This window comes from Streptomyces sp. SAI-170, assembly GCF_049739565.1.
In the GTDB taxonomy this organism is placed as follows: Bacteria; Actinomycetota; Actinomycetes; order Streptomycetales; family Streptomycetaceae; genus Streptomyces.
The window spans coordinates 3,455,766-3,474,842 of the sequence record NZ_JBMGQD010000001.1 but is presented as its reverse complement, the minus strand read 5'-3'; the positions used below and the strand labels follow the sequence as shown (position 1 = coordinate 3,474,842).

Annotated in this window: 26 protein-coding genes and 1 pseudogene; all 27 read left to right on the top strand. The window is 66.4% G+C overall.

The window, feature by feature from the left end; genetic code table 11:
• The first annotated feature begins 248 nt into the window (after positions 1 to 248).
• The 27 genes and pseudogenes from RKD23_RS15380 (at position 249) to RKD23_RS15250 (ending at position 18,971) form a co-directional block, all read left to right on the top strand.
• Complete coding sequence (locus tag RKD23_RS15380) at positions 249 to 4,901, top strand: RHS repeat-associated core domain-containing protein (protein ID WP_424854183.1); 4,653 nt, start codon at positions 249 to 251, stop codon at positions 4,899 to 4,901.
• A complete protein-coding gene (locus RKD23_RS15375) occupies positions 4,889 to 5,404 on the top strand; it encodes a hypothetical protein (RefSeq protein WP_424854182.1) in 516 nt (171 codons plus the stop codon). The genes RKD23_RS15380 and RKD23_RS15375 overlap by 13 nt, the downstream gene beginning before the upstream one ends.
• Positions 5,405 to 5,460: 56 nt before the next feature.
• Positions 5,461 to 6,021 carry a hypothetical protein gene (locus tag RKD23_RS15370; RefSeq protein WP_424854181.1) on the top strand — a complete coding sequence of 187 codons (561 nt, stop codon included), beginning with the start codon at positions 5,461 to 5,463 and terminating at the stop codon, positions 6,019 to 6,021.
• Positions 6,022 to 6,023: 2 nt separating this feature from the next.
• On the top strand, positions 6,024 to 6,590 hold the full coding sequence (locus RKD23_RS15365) for a hypothetical protein (protein WP_424854180.1): 567 nt from the start codon (positions 6,024 to 6,026) through the stop codon (positions 6,588 to 6,590).
• Positions 6,591 to 7,014: 424 nt separating this feature from the next.
• Positions 7,015 to 7,323, top strand: coding sequence for a 30S ribosomal protein S10 (gene rpsJ / locus RKD23_RS15360; RefSeq protein WP_003948644.1), 309 nt, complete (start codon positions 7,015 to 7,017; stop codon positions 7,321 to 7,323).
• Between the two features lie 17 nt (positions 7,324 to 7,340).
• Entirely contained in the window at positions 7,341 to 7,985 is a 645-nt protein-coding gene (gene rplC / locus RKD23_RS15355; RefSeq protein WP_014674369.1) for a 50S ribosomal protein L3, read from the top strand.
• Between the two features lie 8 nt (positions 7,986 to 7,993).
• Positions 7,994 to 8,644, top strand: a complete 651-nt coding sequence (rplD, locus tag RKD23_RS15350; RefSeq protein WP_404043697.1) for a 50S ribosomal protein L4 — start codon at positions 7,994 to 7,996, stop codon at positions 8,642 to 8,644.
• Entirely contained in the window at positions 8,644 to 9,063 is a 420-nt protein-coding gene (rplW, locus tag RKD23_RS15345) for a 50S ribosomal protein L23 (protein ID WP_404043695.1), read from the top strand. The genes rplD and rplW overlap by 1 nt, the downstream gene beginning before the upstream one ends.
• Before the next feature lie 39 nt (positions 9,064 to 9,102).
• The gene (gene rplB, locus RKD23_RS15340; protein WP_404043693.1) at positions 9,103 to 9,939 is read left to right on the top strand and encodes a 50S ribosomal protein L2; all 837 of its coding nucleotides are present in this window, start codon (positions 9,103 to 9,105) and stop codon (positions 9,937 to 9,939) included.
• Between the two features lie 12 nt (positions 9,940 to 9,951).
• Positions 9,952 to 10,233: a 30S ribosomal protein S19 gene (gene rpsS, locus RKD23_RS15335; RefSeq protein WP_003992359.1), complete on the top strand. Its 282-nt coding sequence runs from the start codon at positions 9,952 to 9,954 to the stop codon at positions 10,231 to 10,233.
• Positions 10,234 to 10,276: 43 nt separating this feature from the next.
• The gene (gene rplV, locus RKD23_RS15330) at positions 10,277 to 10,624 is read left to right on the top strand and encodes a 50S ribosomal protein L22 (RefSeq protein WP_003998827.1); all 348 of its coding nucleotides are present in this window, start codon (positions 10,277 to 10,279) and stop codon (positions 10,622 to 10,624) included.
• On the top strand, positions 10,624 to 11,451 hold the full coding sequence (rpsC, locus tag RKD23_RS15325; protein ID WP_399649785.1) for a 30S ribosomal protein S3: 828 nt from the start codon (positions 10,624 to 10,626) through the stop codon (positions 11,449 to 11,451). The genes rplV and rpsC overlap by 1 nt, the downstream gene beginning before the upstream one ends.
• A gap of 5 nt (positions 11,452 to 11,456) precedes the next feature.
• Entirely contained in the window at positions 11,457 to 11,876 is a 420-nt protein-coding gene (gene rplP / locus RKD23_RS15320; protein WP_009190136.1) for a 50S ribosomal protein L16, read from the top strand.
• Positions 11,876 to 12,100 carry a 50S ribosomal protein L29 gene (rpmC, locus tag RKD23_RS15315; protein ID WP_003974259.1) on the top strand — a complete coding sequence of 75 codons (225 nt, stop codon included), beginning with the start codon at positions 11,876 to 11,878 and terminating at the stop codon, positions 12,098 to 12,100. Before rplP ends, rpmC begins: the two co-directional genes overlap by 1 nt.
• Positions 12,100 to 12,384: a 30S ribosomal protein S17 gene (gene rpsQ, locus RKD23_RS15310; protein WP_014674375.1), complete on the top strand. Its 285-nt coding sequence runs from the start codon at positions 12,100 to 12,102 to the stop codon at positions 12,382 to 12,384. Before rpmC ends, rpsQ begins: the two co-directional genes overlap by 1 nt.
• A gap of 97 nt (positions 12,385 to 12,481) precedes the next feature.
• Positions 12,482 to 12,850: a 50S ribosomal protein L14 gene (rplN, locus tag RKD23_RS15305; RefSeq protein ID WP_055718836.1), complete on the top strand. Its 369-nt coding sequence runs from the start codon at positions 12,482 to 12,484 to the stop codon at positions 12,848 to 12,850.
• 2 nt (positions 12,851 to 12,852) lie between these two features.
• Complete coding sequence (gene rplX, locus RKD23_RS15300) at positions 12,853 to 13,164, top strand: 50S ribosomal protein L24 (RefSeq protein ID WP_404043689.1); 312 nt, start codon at positions 12,853 to 12,855, stop codon at positions 13,162 to 13,164.
• The gene (gene rplE, locus RKD23_RS15295) at positions 13,164 to 13,721 is read left to right on the top strand and encodes a 50S ribosomal protein L5 (RefSeq protein WP_053661885.1); all 558 of its coding nucleotides are present in this window, start codon (positions 13,164 to 13,166) and stop codon (positions 13,719 to 13,721) included. Before rplX ends, rplE begins: the two co-directional genes overlap by 1 nt.
• Before the next feature lie 5 nt (positions 13,722 to 13,726).
• Positions 13,727 to 13,912, top strand: coding sequence for a type Z 30S ribosomal protein S14 (locus RKD23_RS15290; protein WP_003948630.1), 186 nt, complete (start codon positions 13,727 to 13,729; stop codon positions 13,910 to 13,912).
• 216 nt (positions 13,913 to 14,128) lie between these two features.
• A complete protein-coding gene (gene rpsH / locus RKD23_RS15285) occupies positions 14,129 to 14,527 on the top strand; it encodes a 30S ribosomal protein S8 (protein ID WP_004984520.1) in 399 nt (132 codons plus the stop codon).
• Positions 14,528 to 14,551: 24 nt separating this feature from the next.
• Positions 14,552 to 15,091 (top strand): 50S ribosomal protein L6, encoded by a 540-nt coding sequence (gene rplF, locus RKD23_RS15280; protein ID WP_404043686.1) that lies wholly within the window; start codon positions 14,552 to 14,554, stop codon positions 15,089 to 15,091.
• A 3-nt stretch (positions 15,092 to 15,094) separates the two neighbouring features.
• Positions 15,095 to 15,478 (top strand): 50S ribosomal protein L18, encoded by a 384-nt coding sequence (gene rplR, locus RKD23_RS15275; protein ID WP_404043684.1) that lies wholly within the window; start codon positions 15,095 to 15,097, stop codon positions 15,476 to 15,478.
• 36 nt (positions 15,479 to 15,514) lie between these two features.
• A complete protein-coding gene (gene rpsE, locus RKD23_RS15270; RefSeq protein ID WP_019753099.1) occupies positions 15,515 to 16,120 on the top strand; it encodes a 30S ribosomal protein S5 in 606 nt (201 codons plus the stop codon).
• A gap of 2 nt (positions 16,121 to 16,122) precedes the next feature.
• Positions 16,123 to 16,305 carry a 50S ribosomal protein L30 gene (rpmD, locus tag RKD23_RS15265; RefSeq protein ID WP_003974250.1) on the top strand — a complete coding sequence of 61 codons (183 nt, stop codon included), beginning with the start codon at positions 16,123 to 16,125 and terminating at the stop codon, positions 16,303 to 16,305.
• A 2-nt stretch (positions 16,306 to 16,307) separates the two neighbouring features.
• Positions 16,308 to 16,763, top strand: a complete 456-nt coding sequence (gene rplO / locus RKD23_RS15260) for a 50S ribosomal protein L15 (protein ID WP_003974249.1) — start codon at positions 16,308 to 16,310, stop codon at positions 16,761 to 16,763.
• A gap of 234 nt (positions 16,764 to 16,997) precedes the next feature.
• Positions 16,998 to 18,314, top strand: coding sequence for a preprotein translocase subunit SecY (secY, locus tag RKD23_RS15255; protein WP_424854179.1), 1,317 nt, complete (start codon positions 16,998 to 17,000; stop codon positions 18,312 to 18,314).
• Positions 18,314 to 18,971, top strand: a pseudogene (locus RKD23_RS15250) (adenylate kinase). Before secY ends, RKD23_RS15250 begins: the two are co-directional and overlap by 1 nt.
• The last annotated feature ends 106 nt before the right edge of the window (positions 18,972 to 19,077 follow it).

Sequence of the window (19,077 nt, the reverse complement as noted above, 5' to 3'; positions counted from 1 at the left end):
AGCGCGGCCATCACGTCCCAGCGGGGGACGGGCGCGCCGTAGCGCAGCAGCGGGAGCAGCACGGCCACGGCCGCGGACACCAGAGCGGCCGCGCCCCAGCGGCGCGTCCAGGGAGTGGATCTTCGCATGGTCTGATCAAACCGGGCGCGCGGGCGGCTGTACAGGCTCTTGTGCGAGCAGCGGGGTGCAGTAAATTCACACCCGCATACGAACGTTGACGCTGATGCACTGGTGACGGGGGTTGCTGCATGGCGGGCCATCGGCCGACGGACTGGCATGTCCTGGATCTGGACGAGGACCCGGTGCCGGGGGATCCGCAGCGGGTCCGCCAACTGGCCAAGTCTCTGCATGACTTCGCGGATGACGTCTCGGACGCGTTGCGTCTGGTGAAGGGGATGGCGGGGGAGTCGACGCTTGCGGAGTGGGCGGGCAAGTCGGCGGAGGTCTTCAAGGAGGACTTCGCCGATGTCCCGAAGAACCTGAAGAAGCTGGAGAAGTCGTACTCGCTGTGCGGGGACGCGCTGGCGGACTACTGGCCGAAGCTGGAGCGTGCGCAGGCGCTGGCGGACCGTGCGTTGGTGAAGGGCCGTGAGGCGCGGTCGGATCTGTCCTCGGCGAAGTCGCGTCTGTCGTCGGCGGATTCGTGGGTGACGCGGGCGGGGAAGGAGGCGGACAAGTACAAGGACGACCCGACGGGCAGCAAGTCGACGGAGAAGCCGGACGAGGCGAAGGTGCGTGCCGCCACCCGGGATGTGCAGCATGCGGAGGCCGCTCAGGCCAGTGCGCAGTCGGATGTCTCCACGGCTCAGAGTGCGTTGGACGCGGCGAAGAAGATGGCCGAGGATGCGCGCAAGATGCGCCAGGAGGCGGCGCGGACGGCGAAGTCGAAGATCGACGAGGCGTCGGACGCGGGGATCCAGAACCGGTCGTGGTGGGAGGAGATCGGCGACTGGTTCACCGACAACTGGGACAACATCGTCGCCGTCTGCAAGGTCGTCGTGGCGGTGCTGGGTGTCATCGCGATGATCATCGGCGGGCCGATTCTCGGTGCGATCGTGCTGATCGCGGCGTTGGTGGTGCTCGCGGACACGCTCTATAAGTACTCGCAGGGCAGAGCGTCGCTGTGGGATGTGGCGTTCGCGGCGCTGGACTGCATACCTGGCATGAAGGGGTTGACGACGCTTGGGGGGCTGGCCAAGGGGCTCAAGGCCGCAGGCAAGCTGGGGCTCAAGGGCATGGCCCAGGGCATCAAGGGACTGGGCAGGTCCCTCAGAGGTGGCGCGGGCAATCTCGTGAAAAGGGCCAAGGCGCTCGCGGGACGGTGTCCCGGCGGCGACCCCATCGACATGGTCTCCGGCGAGATGCTGATGTACGACACGGATGTCGAGCTGCCCGGAGTCCTGACGTTGGCACTGAAACGGACTCATGTCTCCACGTACCGAGAAGGGCGGTGGTTCGGGAGGTCGTGGGCATCCACGCTCGACGAGCGGGTCGAACTCGACGACCAAGGGGTCCTGTTCGCCGCTGAGGACGGCATGATCCTCGCGTATCCGGTGCCGCGTCCCGGCGAACCGACACTGCCGCTCGAAGGTCCGCAGTGGCCGTTGGAGTGGGACGGTCCGCAGCAAGGAACCCTGCGCATCCACGACCCCGCCCTCGGCGTCACCCGCCACTTCACCGTGGTGACGGAGCCGCTGCCGGATATGCCGTACACGTTGGCGCTGTCCGCGATGACCGATCGGAACGACAACCGCATCGATTTCGACCGGTGCGCCGACGGGGCGCCTACCGCGGTTCGGCACGCCGGTGGGTATCACATCGAGGTCGAGACGACGGACGGCCTGGTCACGCGTCTGCGACTGCGTGGCAGCGCCGACGCCGAGGCCGACGGCGTCACGACGCTTCGGCGGTATGCGTACTCGGCCGACCGGAACCTCACCGAGATCTACAACTCCTCCGGGCTGCCGCTCCGCCTGGAGTACGACAACCGGGCGCGCGTCGTCTCCTGGACCGACCGGAACGGCAGCTGGTACCGGTTCACGTACGACGGCGAGGACCGCTGCGTGGCGGGACGGGGGGCCGATGGGTATCTGGACTGCGTCATCACATACGACACCGCGCGGCGCACAACCACGTACACGAACTCGCTGGGACACGCGACCCGTTACGAGTACAACGAGCTTCTGCAGCTCGTTCGGGTGACCGACCCGCTGGAGCGGCAGGAGTCGCTCGAATGGGACCGCCATGGCCGACTGCTCAGGCAGACCGACCCGATGGGGCGCGAGACCGCGTACACCTACGACGAAGCCGGCAACGTCACCTCGATCATCGGCCCCGACGGCCGCAGGGCGACCGCCGAGTACAACCAGTGGCACCTCCCGGTCATGACGATCGGCGCCGACGGCGCCGTACGTACCTACTCGTACGACGAACGCGGGAACCGCACCTCCGTGACGGAGCCGTACGCCGCTGAGACCCGCTTCAGCTACGGTCCTCGGGGCGCACTTACCGGAATCACGGATCCTCTGGGTGCGACGACCTCCCTCGTGACGGATGCCGCCGGGCTACCGGTCCGGGTCACAAGTGCCACCGGTGCGGTCGTCGCATACACGCGCGACGCGTTCGGCCGCATCGACACAGTGACGGATCCCATGGGCGGCACCACCCGCATCTCCTGGACCCCGGAGGGCAGGAGAAGGGAGAGGATCGCAGCCGACGGCAGCGTGGAGTGCTGGACCTGGGACGCGGAGGGAAACCTCCTCGCCTACACCGACGCCGCTGGTGCGACGACCACATCGACGTATTCGCACTTCGATCTCCTGGTGAGCAGAACTGATCCGGCAGGCGCGACCCTTCGCTTCCACCACGACACCGAGCTGCGGCTCACCGCGGTCACCAACGCCCATGGGCTGACCTGGAACTACGTCTACGACGCGGCAGGTCATCTGGTGGCGGAGCACGACTTCGACGGGCGCTCGCTCAGCTATGTCCGCGACGAGGTGGGCCGTCTGACCAGGCAGATCAACGGTGCCGGCGAGACGATCGAGTATCTGCGTGACGTGATCGGCAACGTCGTCGAGAAGCGAGCCGGAGACACCACTACCGTCTTCCGGTACGACGACGCCGGACTGCTGAGAGAAGCGCTGTCGCCCGGAGTCCACCTCACCTTCGCCCATGACGAGTACGGCCGGGTCACGGAAGAGACCGTCAACGGCAGAACCAGCAGCTTCCGCTACGACCTCGCCGGCCGCCGTACAGCGCGCGCCACTCCGTCCGGAGCAGTGAGCAGCTGGTCCTACACCCCTGACGGACAGGCGCGGGAACTGGTGGCCTTCGACCATGCCCTGCATTTCGCGTACGACGCCGCAGGCAGGGAGACGGAGATACGCCTGGGGGACCAGGTGTCCGTGCGACAGGCCTGGGACGTCATGCACCGCATGCGACGGCAGACGGTCCTTGGCGCGGGACGCCAGGCCTCGGGGACTGTGTCCGCCGAACGTCAGTACGTGCACGGCCCTGCCGGTCCCGTCGAGGTGATCGATGCCGGGGACGGCACGGCGAGCTATGCGCTCGATGTGACCGGCCGGCCCACCGGCGTCACGGCGGACGACTGGACCGAGCACTACGCGTACGACATCGGCGGACGGCTGGCCGGCTCTGATCAGCAGCACGGAGACATTGAACGGGAGGACGCCGCACGGCGGTTCGAGTACTCCGGAAGCCGGCTGACGAGGGCCGGACGGACCCGCTATGCGTACGACTCCCAGGGCCGTGTGATCCGCCGGGCGAGGCGAACCCTCTCGGGTCTGCGGAGGGTCTGGACGTACACCTGGAACGCTGAGGACCGACTGACGCGCCTTGTCACGCCGGACGGAGCGACCTGGCGCTACGCCTACGACCCCCTGGGACGTCGGATATCCAAGGAGCGCCTGGATTCCTCGGGACAGGTCGCCGAGGCGGTGTTCTTCGTCTGGGACGGCAGCCGGCTGGCGGAGGAGATACACGATCGCGGAGCCGGTGGCCGCAGCAGCGTCACCTGGGAGTACGCGCCCGAGAGCCACCGTCCGGTGGCTCAGAGCACTTGTGAATGGCTTCGTGACGCACCACAGGACGAGGTGGACCGGAGATTCCGGCTCATCGTGAGCGACCTCGCGGGGAGCCCATTCCAATTGCTCTCTCCGGATGGAGAAACGACCTGGAAGAACAGGTCGAACCTATGGGGCGCAGCGCGGCAGACACCGACGCGGGAAGAAGACTGTTCCCTTCGGTTCCCCGGCCAGTATTTCGACGCCGAGAGTGAACTCCACTACAACTATTTCCGCTACTACGACCCGCACACCTCCCGGTACATCTCCCCCGACCCTCTGGGGCTCGCCGCCGGGCCTGATCACTACGCATACGTGGTCAACCCTCTGGTCTGGTCCGACCCTCTGGGGTTGCAGACCTGCCCCACCTTCAAGGGGCTCGCCTGGCTGACCGAGAAGATGCTGAAGCGCCCCTCGTTCAGGTACCAGCGGGTCGTGTCCGGCACGGACTACGAGCAGATCTGGAAGCTGTCCAACGGCCGTGAGGTGCATGTGGACGGCGGCCCCACCAACGGCTGGATCATGGAGGCGAAGTTCACCGGAGGACGGGAGAGTGAGTGGGCCAAGTCGGCATACAATCCCGAGAGCTCTTTCTACAACGAGAGTAAAATCACTGACCAGGCCGAAAAGCTTCTGAAGCTGAACGAAGAGCTCGGCGGGAAAGGCGTACGCTATGCCATTTCCAATGAGGCGGGTGCGGCCCACTTCACGGAAGTGCTTGCCACTAATTTCCCGGAACAAATGGCAAATGGTACGCTTGCGGTGTTTCACGTACCCGGCAACGGTATGAGCGGAATGAGTAAATGGTTGACGTAAGCGCAGAATTGGGTCGACTCTCCGAACTTCGTGAACTCACCGGCCCGGCCGCGGCCGCGGTTCTCCACGCCGCCGGCTGGGAAGGCGAGCGCAGGAATCCGGCGAAGGAATGGGCGACGACCTGGCGGCGGGACGGCGCGCACGCGTGGATTCAGGGGGACGGGCCGTCCGTGGAGGTGGAGTTCACGCTCTGGTACCGGGAGGTCGAGGAGGAGTGGCCGGACCCGGACACGTACATCGACGACCTCTACGATGCCGCTTCCGCCGAACTTCCGCGCGTAGCCGCCCAGTTGGAGTCCGGGGAGCTCGGCGCCCGGCTGGAGGCCGTCGAGGAGGATCTGACCGACGGTGTGGACTACATCGACCACACCGCGTGGAGGATCTCGGACAAGGTTCTCCTGGCTGGCGTCAAGCACGACGACACCGAGGCGCCGGTGCAGCTGGTCGTGGTGGTGCGTGAGTACGGCGGTGCCGTGGAGGACGACGGAGGAGAGTGGCTCTGAGGGGTGGGGACGCCGATGGGGGGCGACGCGGCGTCATGATCCGGAACCCGTTGTCCGTGTACCGCCTGCAACCCTGGTTCGGCGACGTGCGCACCCTCCTCTTCGGCCCGTCGCTCACCCAGGTCATCCGCTGGCTGATCGGTTCCGCCGCGGAGCCGCCCGGCTCGGTGACGGCCGAGTGGGACGGCAACCCCAAGCTGCCGGAGTCCGAGTTCCCGTCGGGATACACGGGGGCGCCCGTCCTGAGCCGGCGGGTCGCGGAGTCGCTGGGGGAGGACCTGGGGAAGGCGGGGCGGATGCTGCCGGTCGAGGTCGAGGGGGCCGAGGAGGGGGCGTATCTGCTCTATGCCGTCGGGGCGGTCGTCGACTGTGTGGACGTGCGCCGCTCGTCCAAGCCCAAGAAGGGCGGGGGCCCGATGAAGATCACCGTCTTCCGTCCGGACGCCCTGCCCACCGACCTGCCGGCCTTCCGCGTGCCCGAGTCGCCGGGTGTCGTCCACTGGAACGGCTGGGCCGTCGAGCGGCTGGCCGGGCTGCTGGGGGAGCGGCTGGAGGCCCGGCTCGTCTGGTCCGAGGACAGGTCCCTCACGCCGCATCCCGACCCCTGGGGCTTCTGATCATGCACGAGACTCTCCGCGCGCACGTCCGGAGCGGGGCCGAGCGGGCGCTGGAGGGGTTTCCCGAGGCGCTGCGGCCCGAGATCTACGCCGTTTCCTTCCGGATCTGGCACGAGGACCAGGACCCCCGGTTCCCCTACGTCGCCGTCGGCTACAACACCGAGAGCCAGGCGCGGCGGGAGGGGCCCCTGGCTCGGTGGCACTACCCGTACTGGCTGCTGGACGGGTTCGAGCGGATCGGGCATGTGCCCGAGGACCCGGTCGGCAGCGCGCTGCATCTCGCCGAGGCCCGGGCCGCCGGGATCTGGTACGCCGACGATCTCGCCGGCGATCTCGACGAGGACCTGGTCGAGGAGTACGACGACGAGCTCGTACGGCGGTTCGACGAGGTGTGTCTCGACGCCGCCTGGGCGCTGCACAGCGGCGGGCACCTCGCGCGTGTGCTCGGCAGGGACGTCCCCGTCGTCGTGTTCGACATGGACCGGCCGGGCTGGGAGGTGGAGGCCACGGTCGCCGCCAATCCGGCGGAGCTGATCGGCGGGTTCCTGGAGGACCACGCAGGACCGTGACCCCGGGTTTGACGTCCGTCACTCCCGGGGTATTCTCTCCGGCTCGATTGGCGTCTGCCATGCCCCGTATGGCAGACTGTCGGAGTTGCTCGGTCGAGTGTTGATGCTGCGCGCCTCCCGCCGGGAGGACTGGAAGCGAGTCCCACAGTACTCGTCGCCCTAACTGCCTGATGGCAGCACTGGGGCGGACGTACGGGAATCTTCCGGGAAGCGTATGCGCGGCACCGGCCAGGCACCCGGTGGGCCTTCCGCCCCCGGCTTGCGGTTCCGGAAGGGCCGTGTGCATTCCCCGCAGGGATGTTCGAACAAGGGACATCCGTGTCAGCGGGAGCGCGACACGCCCGACCGCGTGGGTCGGAGAACGAAGGGCAGAACACAACTGCCGGGTTCCAGAGCTGTAGAGAGACAGGACTACTGAGTAGCCATGGCGGGACAGAAGATCCGCATCCGGCTCAAGGCCTACGACCACGAGGTCATCGACAGCTCGGCGAAGAAGATCGTCGAGACGGTGACGCGCACTGGTGCGTCGGTCGCGGGCCCGGTGCCGCTGCCCACTGAGAAGAACGTGTACTGCGTCATCAAGTCGCCGCACAAGTACAAGGACTCGCGCGAGCACTTCGAGATGCGCACGCACAAGCGCCTGATCGACATTCTCGACCCCACCCCCAAGACCGTTGACTCTCTGATGCGACTCGACCTCCCGGCCGGTGTCGACATCGAGATCAAGCTCTGAGGGTCGGTGAGCTGAGAATGGCTAAGCAGATCAAGGGCATCCTGGGCGAGAAGCTCGGCATGACGCAGGTGTGGGACGAGAACAACCGTGTTGTTCCGGTCACCGTCGTCAAGGCCGGCCCCAACGTCGTGACCCAGGTCCGTACGAACGACGTCGACGGCTACGAGTCGGTCCAGATCGCCTTCGGCGAGATCGACCCGCGCAAGGTGAACAAGCCCCTCAAGGGTCACTTCGCCAAGGCCGACGTCACCCCCCGTCGCCACCTCGTCGAGATCCGCACCGCGGACGCCTCCGAGTACACGCTCGGCCAGGAGATCACCGCTGAGGTGTTCGAGGCCGGCGTCAAGGTCGACGTGACCGGCAAGAGCAAGGGCAAGGGCTTCGCCGGTGTCATGAAGCGCCACAACTTCCGTGGCCTCGGCGCCGGACACGGCACCCAGCGCAAGCACCGCTCGCCCGGTTCCATCGGTGGCTGCGCCACCCCGGGCCGCGTGTTCAAGGGCCTCCGCATGGCGGGTCGCATGGGCAACGAGCGGGTCACCACCCAGAACCTGACCGTCCACGCCGTTGACGCGGAGAAGGGTCTGCTGCTCATCAAGGGCGCGGTTCCCGGTCCGAACGGCGGCCTCGTCCTGGTCCGCACCGCGGCCAAGGGGGCCTGAGGTAACCGATGAGCACTGTTGACATCCTTTCGCCGGCGGGCGACAAGGCCGGTTCCGTCGAGCTCCCCGCGGAGATCTTCGACGCCAAGGTCAGCGTTCCGCTGATCCACCAGGTCGTCGTCGCGCAGCTGGCCGCTGCCCGCCAGGGCACGCACAAGACCAAGACCCGTGGCGAAGTCCGTGGTGGTGGCAAGAAGCCTTACCGCCAGAAGGGCACCGGCCGCGCCCGTCAGGGCTCGACCCGCGCCCCGCAGTTCGCCGGCGGTGGCGTCGTCCACGGCCCGCAGCCGCGTGACTACTCGCAGCGGACCCCCAAGAAGATGAAGGCCGCCGCCCTGCGCGGTGCCCTCACCGACCGGGCCCGCCACAACCGCATCCACGTCGTCTCCGGCGTGGTCGAGGGCGCGGTTTCCACCAAGGCCGCCAAGACGCTGTTCGGCAAGATCTCGGAGCGCAAGAACCTGCTCCTGGTCGTCGAGCGCGCCGACGAGGCCGCGTGGCTGTCCGCCCGCAACCTGCCCCAGGTCCACATCCTGGAGCCGGGCCAGCTGAACACGTACGACGTTCTCGTCTCCGACGACGTGGTCTTCACCCAGGCCGCTTTCGAGTCCTTCGTGTCCGGCCCGAAGGCCACCGACACCGAAGGGACTGAGGTCTGATGGCTATCCGTCACCCCGCCGTCGCCTCGAAGGCTGCCAAGAAGGCCAAGGAGGCGCGCGTCAAGAAGGCGCGTCGCCACGCCGCCGAGGGCAAGAACACGGTCATCACCCCGCTCAGCAAGTCGTACACGGACCCCCGTGACGTGCTGATCAAGCCGGTGGTCTCCGAGAAGAGCTACGCGCTCCTGGACGAGAACAAGTACACGTTCATCGTCGACCCGCGCTCCAACAAGACCCAGATCAAGCAGGCCGTCGAGACGGTCTTCGAGGTCAAGGTCACCGGGGTGAACACGATCAACCGCGTGGGCAAGCGCAAGCGCACCCGCACCGGTTTCGGCCAGCGTGCCGCGACCAAGCGCGCGATCGTGACCCTCGCCGAGGGCGACCGTATCGACATCTTCGGCGGTCCGACCGCGTAAGCGGTCAGGATCGTCCGAATATCGGACGAGGACTGAGAAATGGGTATCCGCAAGTACAAGCCGACGACTCCTGGCCGTCGTGGCGCCAGCGTCGCCGACTTCGTCGAGGTCACGCGGTCCACGCCGGAGAAGTCGCTGGTTCGCCCCCTGCACAGCAAGGGTGGCCGTAACAACTCCGGTCGCGTGACCGTCCGCCACCAGGGTGGTGGCCACAAGCGCGCCTACCGCGTGATCGACTTCCGTCGTCACGACAAGGACGGCGTGCCGGCGAAGGTCGCTCACATCGAGTACGACCCCAACCGCACCGCGCGCATCGCGCTCCTGCACTACGCGGACGGCGAGAAGCGCTACATCCTGGCCCCCAAGGGCCTCAACCAGGGCGACCGGATCGAGAACGGCCCCGGTGCCGACATCAAGCCCGGCAACAACCTGGCGCTGCGCAACATCCCCGTCGGTACGACGATCCACTCCGTGGAGCTTCGTCCCGGTGGCGGCGCCAAGTTCGCCCGCTCCGCCGGTGCCTCCGTGCAGCTGCTCGCGAAGGAGGGCTCGATGGCCCACCTCCGCATGCCGTCCGGTGAGATCCGCCTGGTCGACGTGCGCTGCCGCGCCACCGTCGGCGAGGTCGGCAACGCCGAGCAGTCCAACATCAACTGGGGTAAGGCCGGCCGTAAGCGGTGGCTGGGCGTTCGCCCGACCGTCCGTGGTGTCGTCATGAACCCGGTCGACCACCCGCACGGTGGTGGTGAGGGCAAGACCTCCGGTGGTCGCCACCCGGTCAGCCCGTGGGGCAAGAAGGAAGGCCGTACTCGTTCGCCCAAGAAGGCGTCGAACAAGTACATCGTCCGCCGCCGCAAGACGAACAAGAAGCGCTAGGAGCGGGTTTAGATGCCGCGCAGTCTCAAGAAGGGGCCCTTCGTCGACGACCACCTGATCAAGAAGGTGGACGCCCAGAACGAAGCCGGCACCAAGAACGTCATCAAGACCTGGTCCCGTCGCTCCATGATCGTGCCGGCCATGCTCGGCCACACGCTCGCGGTGCACAACGGCAAGACCCACATCCCGGTGTTCGTCACCGAGTCGATGGTCGGCCACAAGCTCGGCGAGTTCTCGCCGACGCGCACCTTCCGGGGTCACGTCAAGGACGACCGGAAGTCGAAGCGCCGCTAGTAGCGGATCGCACTCAGACACGTAAGAAACTGAAGGGACAACCATGGAAGCCAGGGCCCAGGCGCGGTACATCCGCGTCACGCCCATGAAGGCCCGCCGCGTGGTGGACCTCATCCGTGGCATGGACGCCACGGAGGCCCAGGCTGTTCTGCGATTCGCTCCGCAGGCAGCCTCCGTGCCGGTCGGCAAGGTGCTCGACAGCGCCATCGCCAACGCCGCGCACAACTACGACCACACGGACGCCTCCTCGCTGTTCATCAGCGAGGCGTACGTCGACGAGGGCCCGACCCTGAAGCGGTTCCGTCCGCGTGCCCAGGGCCGTGCCTACCGGATCCGCAAGCGGACCAGCCACATCACCGTGGTCGTCGCCAGCAAGGAAGGAACCCGGTAATGGGCCAGAAGGTAAACCCGCACGGGTTCCGGCTCGGTGTCACGACCGACTTCAAGTCGCGTTGGTACGCCGACAAGCTCTACAAGGACTACGTCAAGGAAGACGTCGCCATCCGTCGGATGCTGACGTCCGGCATGGAGCGCGCCGGCATCTCGAAGGTTGAGATCGAGCGCACCCGTGACCGTGTCCGCGTGGACATCCACACCGCGCGTCCCGGCATCGTCATCGGCCGCCGCGGTGCGGAGGCCGACAAGATCCGCGGTCAGCTGGAGAAGCTGACGGGCAAGCAGGTCCAGCTGAACATCCTCGAGGTCAAGAACCCCGAGACGGACGCTCAGCTGGTTGCTCAGGCCGTCGCCGAGCAGCTTTCCTCCCGCGTCTCCTTCCGTCGGGCCATGCGTAAGAGCATGCAGTCCGCCATGAAGGCCGGCGCCAAGGGCATCAAGATCCAGTGCGGTGGCCGCCTCGGCGGCGCCGAGATGTCCCGCTCGGAGTTCTACCGCGAGGGCCGTGTGCCCCTGCACACGCTCCGCGCGAACGTGGACTACGGCTTCTTCGAGGCCAAGACGACCTTCGGCCGCATCGGTGTGAAGGTCTGGATCTACAAGGGCGACGTCAAGAACATCGCCGAGGTCCGCGCCGAGAACGCTGCGGCCCGTGCGGGTAACCGCCCGGCCCGTGGTGGCGCCGACCGCCCGGCCCGTGGTGGCCGTGGTGGCGAGCGCGGCGGGCGCGGTCGTAAGCCGCAGCAGGCTGCCGGCGCCGAGGCCCCCAAGGCCGAGGCTCCCGCCGCCGCTCCGGCTGAGAGCACCGGAACGGAGGCCTGACCGTCATGCTGATCCCCCGTAGGGTCAAGCACCGCAAGCAGCACCACCCGAAGCGCAACGGTATGTCCAAGGGTGGAACGCAGGTTGCGTTCGGCGAGTACGGCATCCAGGCGCTGACCCCGGCCTACGTGACGAACCGCCAGATCGAGGCGGCTCGTATCGCGATGACCCGCCACATCAAGCGTGGCGGCAAGGTCTGGATCAACATCTACCCGGACCGTCCCCTCACCAAGAAGCCTGCCGAGACCCGCATGGGTTCCGGTAAGGGTTCGCCGGAGTGGTGGATCGCCAACGTCAAGCCCGGACGCGTCATGTTCGAGCTGTCGTACCCCAACGAGAAGATCGCCCGTGAGGCGCTGACTCGTGCGGCCCACAAGCTGCCGATGAAGTGCCGGATCGTCAAGCGCGAGGCAGGTGAAGCGTGATGTCGGCCGGTACCAAGGCGTCCGAGCTGCGCGAGCTGGGCAACGAGGAGCTTCTGGCGAAGCTCCGCGAGGCCAAGGAAGAGCTGTTCAACCTCCGCTTCCAGGCGGCGACCGGTCAGCTCGAGAACCACGGTCGGCTGAAGGCCGTCCGCAAGGACATCGCGCGGATCTACACCCTGATGCGTGAGCGCGAGCTGGGCATCGAGACGGTGGAGAGCGCCTGATGAGCGAGAGCAACGTGACTGAGAACACCGAAGCCCGAGGCTTCCGCAAGACCCGTGAGGGTCTGGTCGTCAGCGACAAGATGGACAAGACCGTCGTCGTCGCCGTCGAGGACCGTGTGAAGCACGCGCTGTACGGCAAGGTCATCCGCCGTACGAACAAGCTCAAGGCCCACGACGAGCAGAACGCTGCGGGCGTCGGCGACCGCGTCCTCCTCATGGAGACCCGGCCGCTGTCCGCGACGAAGCGCTGGCGCGTCGTCGAGATCCTCGAGAAGGCCAAGTAATTCCTGCGGGGTTTTCCGCAGGACAGTTCCGCCAGGCTCGGCAGGGGTCCCGTAACAGGACCCCTGCCGGGAACCGGCAGACGATCAGGAGATAGACGTGATCCAGCAGGAGTCGCGACTGCGTGTCGCCGACAACACTGGTGCGAAGGAGATCCTTTGCATCCGTGTGCTCGGTGGCTCCGGTCGCCGCTACGCGGGCATCGGTGACGTCATCGTCGCCACCGTCAAGGACGCGATCCCCGGTGGCAACGTGAAGAAGGGCGACGTCGTCAAGGCTGTCGTCGTGCGCACCGTCAAGGAGCGCCGTCGTCCGGACGGCTCGTACATCCGCTTCGACGAGAACGCCGCCGTCATTCTGAAGAACGACGGCGACCCTCGCGGCACCCGCATCTTCGGCCCGGTCGGCCGTGAGCTGCGCGAGAAGAAGTTCATGAAGATCATCTCGCTCGCGCCGGAGGTGCTGTAAGCATGAAGATCAAGAAGGGCGACCTGGTCCAGGTCATCACCGGTAAGGACAAGGGCAAGCAGGGCAAGGTCATCGCGGCCTTCCCCCGCGAGGACCGCGTCCTGGTCGAGGGTGTCAACCGGGTCAAGAAGCACACGAAGACCGGCCCGAACCAGGCCGGCGGCATCGTGACCACCGAGGCGCCGGTCCACGTCTCCAACGTCCAGCTGGTCGTGGAGAAGGACGGCAAGAAGGTCGTCACGCGAGTCGGTTACCGCTTCGACGAAGAGGGCAACAAGATCCGCGTTGCCAAGCGGACGGGTGAGGACATCTGATGGCTACCACCACCACTCCGCGTCTGAAGACGAAGTACCGCGAGGAGATCGCGGGCAAGCTGCGTGACGAGTTCAAGTACGAGAACGTCATGCAGGTTCCCGGCCTCGTCAAGATCGTGGTCAACATGGGTGTGGGCGACGCCGCCCGCGACTCCAAGCTGATCGAGGGCGCCATCCGCGACCTCACCACGATCACCGGTCAGAAGCCGGCCGTCACCAAGGCCCGCAAGTCCATCGCGCAGTTCAAGCTGCGCGAGGGTCAGCCGATCGGTGCCCACGTCACGCTCCGTGGCGACCGCATGTGGGAGTTCCTGGACCGCACCCTGTCGCTCGCGCTGCCGCGCATCCGCGACTTCCGTGGTCTGTCCCCCAAGCAGTTCGACGGCCGTGGCAACTACACCTTCGGTCTCACGGAGCAGGTCATGTTCCACGAGATCGACCAGGACAAGATCGACCGTGTCCGGGGTATGGACATCACCGTGGTCACCACGGCGACCAACGACGCTGAGGGCCGCGCGCTCCTTCGTCACCTCGGCTTCCCCTTCAAGGAGGCGTGAGCGAGATGGCGAAGAAGGCTCTGATCGCTAAGGCTGCTCGCAAGCCCAAGTTCGGTGTGCGTGGCTACACCCGCTGCCAGCGCTGCGGCCGTCCGCACTCCGTGTACCGCAAGTTCGGCCTCTGCCGCGTGTGCCTTCGTGAGATGGCTCACCGTGGCGAGCTGCCGGGCGTGACCAAGAGCTCCTGGTAATCCCCTAAACAAGGGATTCCTGGACCTCTCGGTAAGCAACTGGGTCGGCAGGGGCCCCACCTCTGATGCCTTAGGCTAGGAGGGTTGGGCCTCTGCCGCCCTGGATCGACTTACTACGCCGTAGGTCCCCGCACCGCACCCGTCCCGTCTGCAGAAGTACGGGGAGAGGGATGGCGCATATAGGAAACCCCGGCGAGAAAGGCCACAGGCCAATTCATGACCATGACTGATCCGATCGCAGACATGCTGACGCGTCTGCGTAACGCGAACTCGGCGTACCACGACTCCGTGGCGATGCCGCACTCGAAGATCAAGTCTCACATCGCGGAGATCCTCCAGCAGGAGGGCTTCATCACGGGCTGGAAGGTCGAGGACGCCGAGGTCGGCAAGAACCTCGTTCTCGAGCTGAAGTTCGGCCCGAACCGTGAGCGCTCCATCGCGGGCATCAAGCGGATCTCCAAGCCCGGTCTCCGGGTTTACGCGAAGTCCACCAACCTGCCCAAGGTGCTGGGTGGCCTCGGCGTGGCGATCATCTCCACGTCGCACGGGCTCCTCACCGACAAGCAGGCCGGCAAGAAGGGCGTGGGTGGGGAAGTCCTCGCCTACGTCTGGTAGCAGAAGGGAACGGAGGAAACAGCTATGTCGCGCATCGGCAAGCTCCCCATCGCGGTTCCCGCCGGCGTGGACGTCACCATCGACGGCCGTACGGTCAAGGTCAAGGGCCCCAAGGGCGAACTGACCCACACCGTCGTGGCGCCGATCGAGATCGCCAAGGGCGAGGACGGCACCCTGCAGGTGACCCGCCCCAACGACGAGCGTCAGAGCAAGGCCCTGCACGGCCTCTCCCGCACGCTGGTGGCGAACATGATCACCGGCGTGACCCAGGGTTACGTGAAGAAGCTCGAGATCAGCGGTGTCGGTTACCGCGTGACCGCCAAGGGCTCGAACCTCGAGTTCGCGCTCGGTTACAGCCACCCGATCGTTGTCGAGGCCCCCGAGGGCATCTCCTTCAAGGTGGAGACCCCGACCCGTTTCCAGGTCGAGGGCATCGACAAGCAGAAGGTCGGCGAGGTTGCGGCCAACATCCGCAAGCTGCGCAAGCCCGACCCGTACAAGGCCAAGGGCGTCAAGTACGAGGGCGAAGTCATCCGCCGCAAGGTCGGAAAGGCGGGTAAGTAAGCCATGGCATACGGGCAGAAGATCCTGAAGGGCGACGCCTACAAGCGCGCCGCGATCAAGCGCCGCCACCTGCGGATCCGCAAGCGGATCAACGGCACGGAGGAGCGCCCCCGTCTCGTCGTGACCCGCTCCAACCGCCACATCGTGGCGCAGGTGATCGACGACCTGAAGGGCCACACCCTGGCGTCGGCGTCCACCCTGGACGCGTCGATCCGCGGTGCCGAGGGCGACAAGTCGGCGCAGGCCAAGCAGGTCGGCGCTCTGGTCGCCGAGCGTGCCAAGGCCGCCGGTGTCGAGGCCGTCGTGTTCGACCGTGGTGGCAACCAGTACGCCGGGCGCATCGCCGCCCTGGCGGACGCCGCCCGCGAGGCCGGGCTCAAGTTCTGAGCCGCTTGTAGCTAGCGGAAAGAGAGAGGTAATCCAATGGCTGGACCCCAGCGCCGCGGAAGCGGTGCCGGTGGCGGCGAGCGGCGGGACCGGAAGGGCCGTGACGGCGGCGCTGCTGCCGCCGAGAAGACCGCGTACGTTGAGCGCGTAGTCGCGATCAACCGCGTCGCCAAGGTTGTCAAGGGTGGTCGTCGCTTCAGCTTCACCGCGCTGGTCGTGGTGGGCGACGGTGACGGCACCGTGGGTGTCGGTTACGGCAAGGCCAAGGAGGTGCCGGCCGCCATCGCCAAGGGCGTTGAGGAGGCCAAGAAGCACTTCTTCAAGGTCCCCCGCATCCAGGGCACCATCCCTCACCCCATCCAGGGTGAGAAGGCTGCCGGTGTCGTTCTCCTCAAGCCGGCTTCGCCGGGTACCGGTGTGATCGCCGGTGGTCCCGTGCGTGCCGTCCTGGAGTGCGCCGGCATCCACGACGTGCTGTCGAAGTCGCTCGGCTCCGACAACGCCATCAACATCGTGCACGCGACCGTGGAGGCCCTGAAGGGCCTGCAGCGTCCCGAGGAGATCGCGGCTCGCCGTGGTCTGCCCCTCGAGGACGTCGCCCCCGCGGCTCTCCTTCGTGCGCGTGCCGGGGCGGGTGCGTAATCATGGCGCAGCTCAAGATCACGCAGGTCAAGTCCTACATCGGCAGCAAGCAGAACCACCGTGACACCCTGCGCTCCCTTGGTCTCAAGGGCATCAACACGCAGGTCGTCAAGGAGGACCGCCCCGAGTTCCGCGGCATGGTGCACACCGTCCGCCACCTCGTGACGGTCGAGGAGGTCGACTGATCATGGCGGAGAACAACCCGCTCAAGATCCACAACCTCCGTCCCGCCCCGGGCGCCAAGACCGCCAAGACCCGTGTCGGTCGTGGTGAGGCGTCGAAGGGTAAGACGGCCGGTCGTGGTACCAAGGGTACGAAGGCCCGTTACCAGGTTCCGGAGCGCTTCGAGGGTGGCCAGATGCCCCTCCACATGCGTCTTCCGAAGCTGAAGGGCTTCAAGAACCCGTTCAAGACCGAGTTCCAGGTCGTGAACCTCGACAAGCTGGCCGCGCTGTACCCGGAGGGTGGCGAGGTCACCGTCGAGGGTCTCGTCGCCAAGGGTGCCGTTCGCAAGAACAGCCTCGTCAAGGTCCTCGGCCAGGGCGAGATCTCCGTGGCGCTGCAGGTGACGGTCGACGCCGTCTCCGGCTCCGCCAAGGAGAAGATCACCGCCGCCGGCGGTACCGTCACCGAGCTCGTCTGAGTCCTTCAGGCGTCTCGATGACTTGAGCGATCCCGACCGGGGATACCCCACAAATGGGGTATCCCCGGTTGGTCGTTCCTAGGGTGGCAGTCTCGCCGGTAAGGTGGCCTGCACTGCCAACTTCCACTGGATGCCTCACATGGGGCACCCTGAGCGGCAGTTGACCGTTACTTATTCGTCGAACCTCAAGACCGTCACCCTTGACGCACTGGCGCGGGGGTCGCAGGAGGCACCGTGCTCACCGCGTTCGCCCGGGCGTTCAAGACGCCCGACCTGCGCAAGAAGCTGCTCTTCACGCTCGGCATCATCGTCGTCTACCGGGTCGGTACGCACATTCCGATCCCTGGCGTCGACTACCGGGCCGTGCAGGCGTGTGTGGATCAGGCATCCGCCGGCAACCAGGGCCTGTTCGGTCTGGTCAACATGTTCAGCGGCGGCGCGCTGCTGCAGATCACCATCTTCGCGCTGGGCATCATGCCGTACATCACGGCGAGCATCATTCTGCAGCTGCTGACCGTGGTCATCCCGCGCCTCGAAGCCCTCAAGAAGGAGGGCCAGGCCGGTACGGCGAAGATCACGCAGTACACCCGTTATCTGACGGTGGCCCTCGCCATCCTCCAGGGCACCGGTCTGGTGGCGACCGCTCGCAGCGGCGCGCTGTTCAACGGCTGCCCGCAGGCCGCCTCGATCGTGCCCGACCAGTCGATCTTCACCACCATCACGATGGTCATCACGATGACCGCCGGCACCGCCGTCGTCATGTGGCTCGGTGAGCTGATCACCGACCGCGGCATCGGCAACGGCATGTCGATCCTGATGTTCATCTCGATCGCCGCGTCCTTCCCCTCCGCCCTGTGGGCCATCAAGGAGCAGGGCGACCTGGCGGACGGCTGGATCGAGTTCGGCACCGTCATCCTCGTCGGCCTCGTGATGGTCGGCCTGGTGGTCTTCGTCGAGCAGGCCCAGCGCCGTATTCCGGTGCAGTACGCGAAGCGGATGATCGGCCGCCGCTCCTACGGCGGTACGTCCACGTACATCCCGCTGAAGGTGAACCAGGCGGGTGTGATTCCCGTCATCTTCGCTTCGTCGCTGCTCTACATTCCGGCTCTGATCGCCCAGTTCTCGAAGAGCACCTCGGGCTGGAAGACCTGGATCGAGTCCACGCTGGTCAGCGGTAACCACCCGATTTACATCAGCTTGTACTTCTTGCTCATCGTGTTCTTCGCGTTCTTCTATGTGGCGATCTCGTTCAACCCCGAGGAAGTCGCCGACAACATGAAGAAGTATGGTGGCTTCATCCCGGGCATCCGGGCTGGCCGACCGACCGCTGAGTACCTCTCGTACGTGCTCAACCGGATCACCTGGCCGGGTTCGCTGTACTTGGGCCTGATCGCTCTCGTGCCGACGATGGCGTTGGTTGGTTTTGGGGCGAACCAGAACTTCCCGTTCGGCGGTACCAGCATCCTGATCATCGTGGGTGTCGGTCTCGAGACGGTGAAGCAGATCGAGAGCCAGCTCCAGCAGCGCAATTACGAAGGGTTCCTCCGCTGATGCGAATCGTCCTCGTCGGGCCGCCGGGTGCCCGGTAAGGGTACGCAGGCCACGCGCCTCGCTGAGAAGCTGCGGGTACCGCACATCTCCACGGGCGACCTGTTCCGGGCCAACATCAGCCAGCAGACCGAGCTGGGCAAGCTCGCCAAGTCCTACATGGACGCCGGCAACCTCGTCCCCGACGAGGTCACCATCGCCATGGCCAAGGACCGCATGGAGCAGCCGGACGCGGAGAACGGCTTCCTGCTGGACGGCTTCCCGCGCAATGTCTCGCAGGCCGAGGCGCTGGACGAGCTGCTGACGACCGAGGGCATCAAGCTGGACGCGGTACTGGACCTGGAGGCCCCCGAGGAGGAGGTCGTCAAGCGGATCGCCGGCCGGCGCATCTGCCGCAACGACTCCGCGCACGTCTTCCACGTCACGTACAAGAAGCCCGCCAAGGAAGGCGTCTGCGACGTCTGCGGCGGCGAGCTGTACCAGCGTGACGACGACACCGAGGCGACGGTCCGCAACCGGCTCGAGGTCTACCACACGCAGACCGAGCCGATCATCGACTACTACAAGGCCCAGAGCCTGGTGGTCACGATCGAGGCCATGGGCCCGGTCGACGAGGTCACCGAGCGCGCCCTGACCGCGCTCACGCGCGAAGACGCGTAAGCGTCCGTACGTCGCCGTAGCCGCGGTCCCTTCCCGAAGGGGCCGCGGCTGCTGTGTGGCTAGGCTGTTTATCGTGGATGGTTGAGTCATCCGTTCTTCCGGTCCA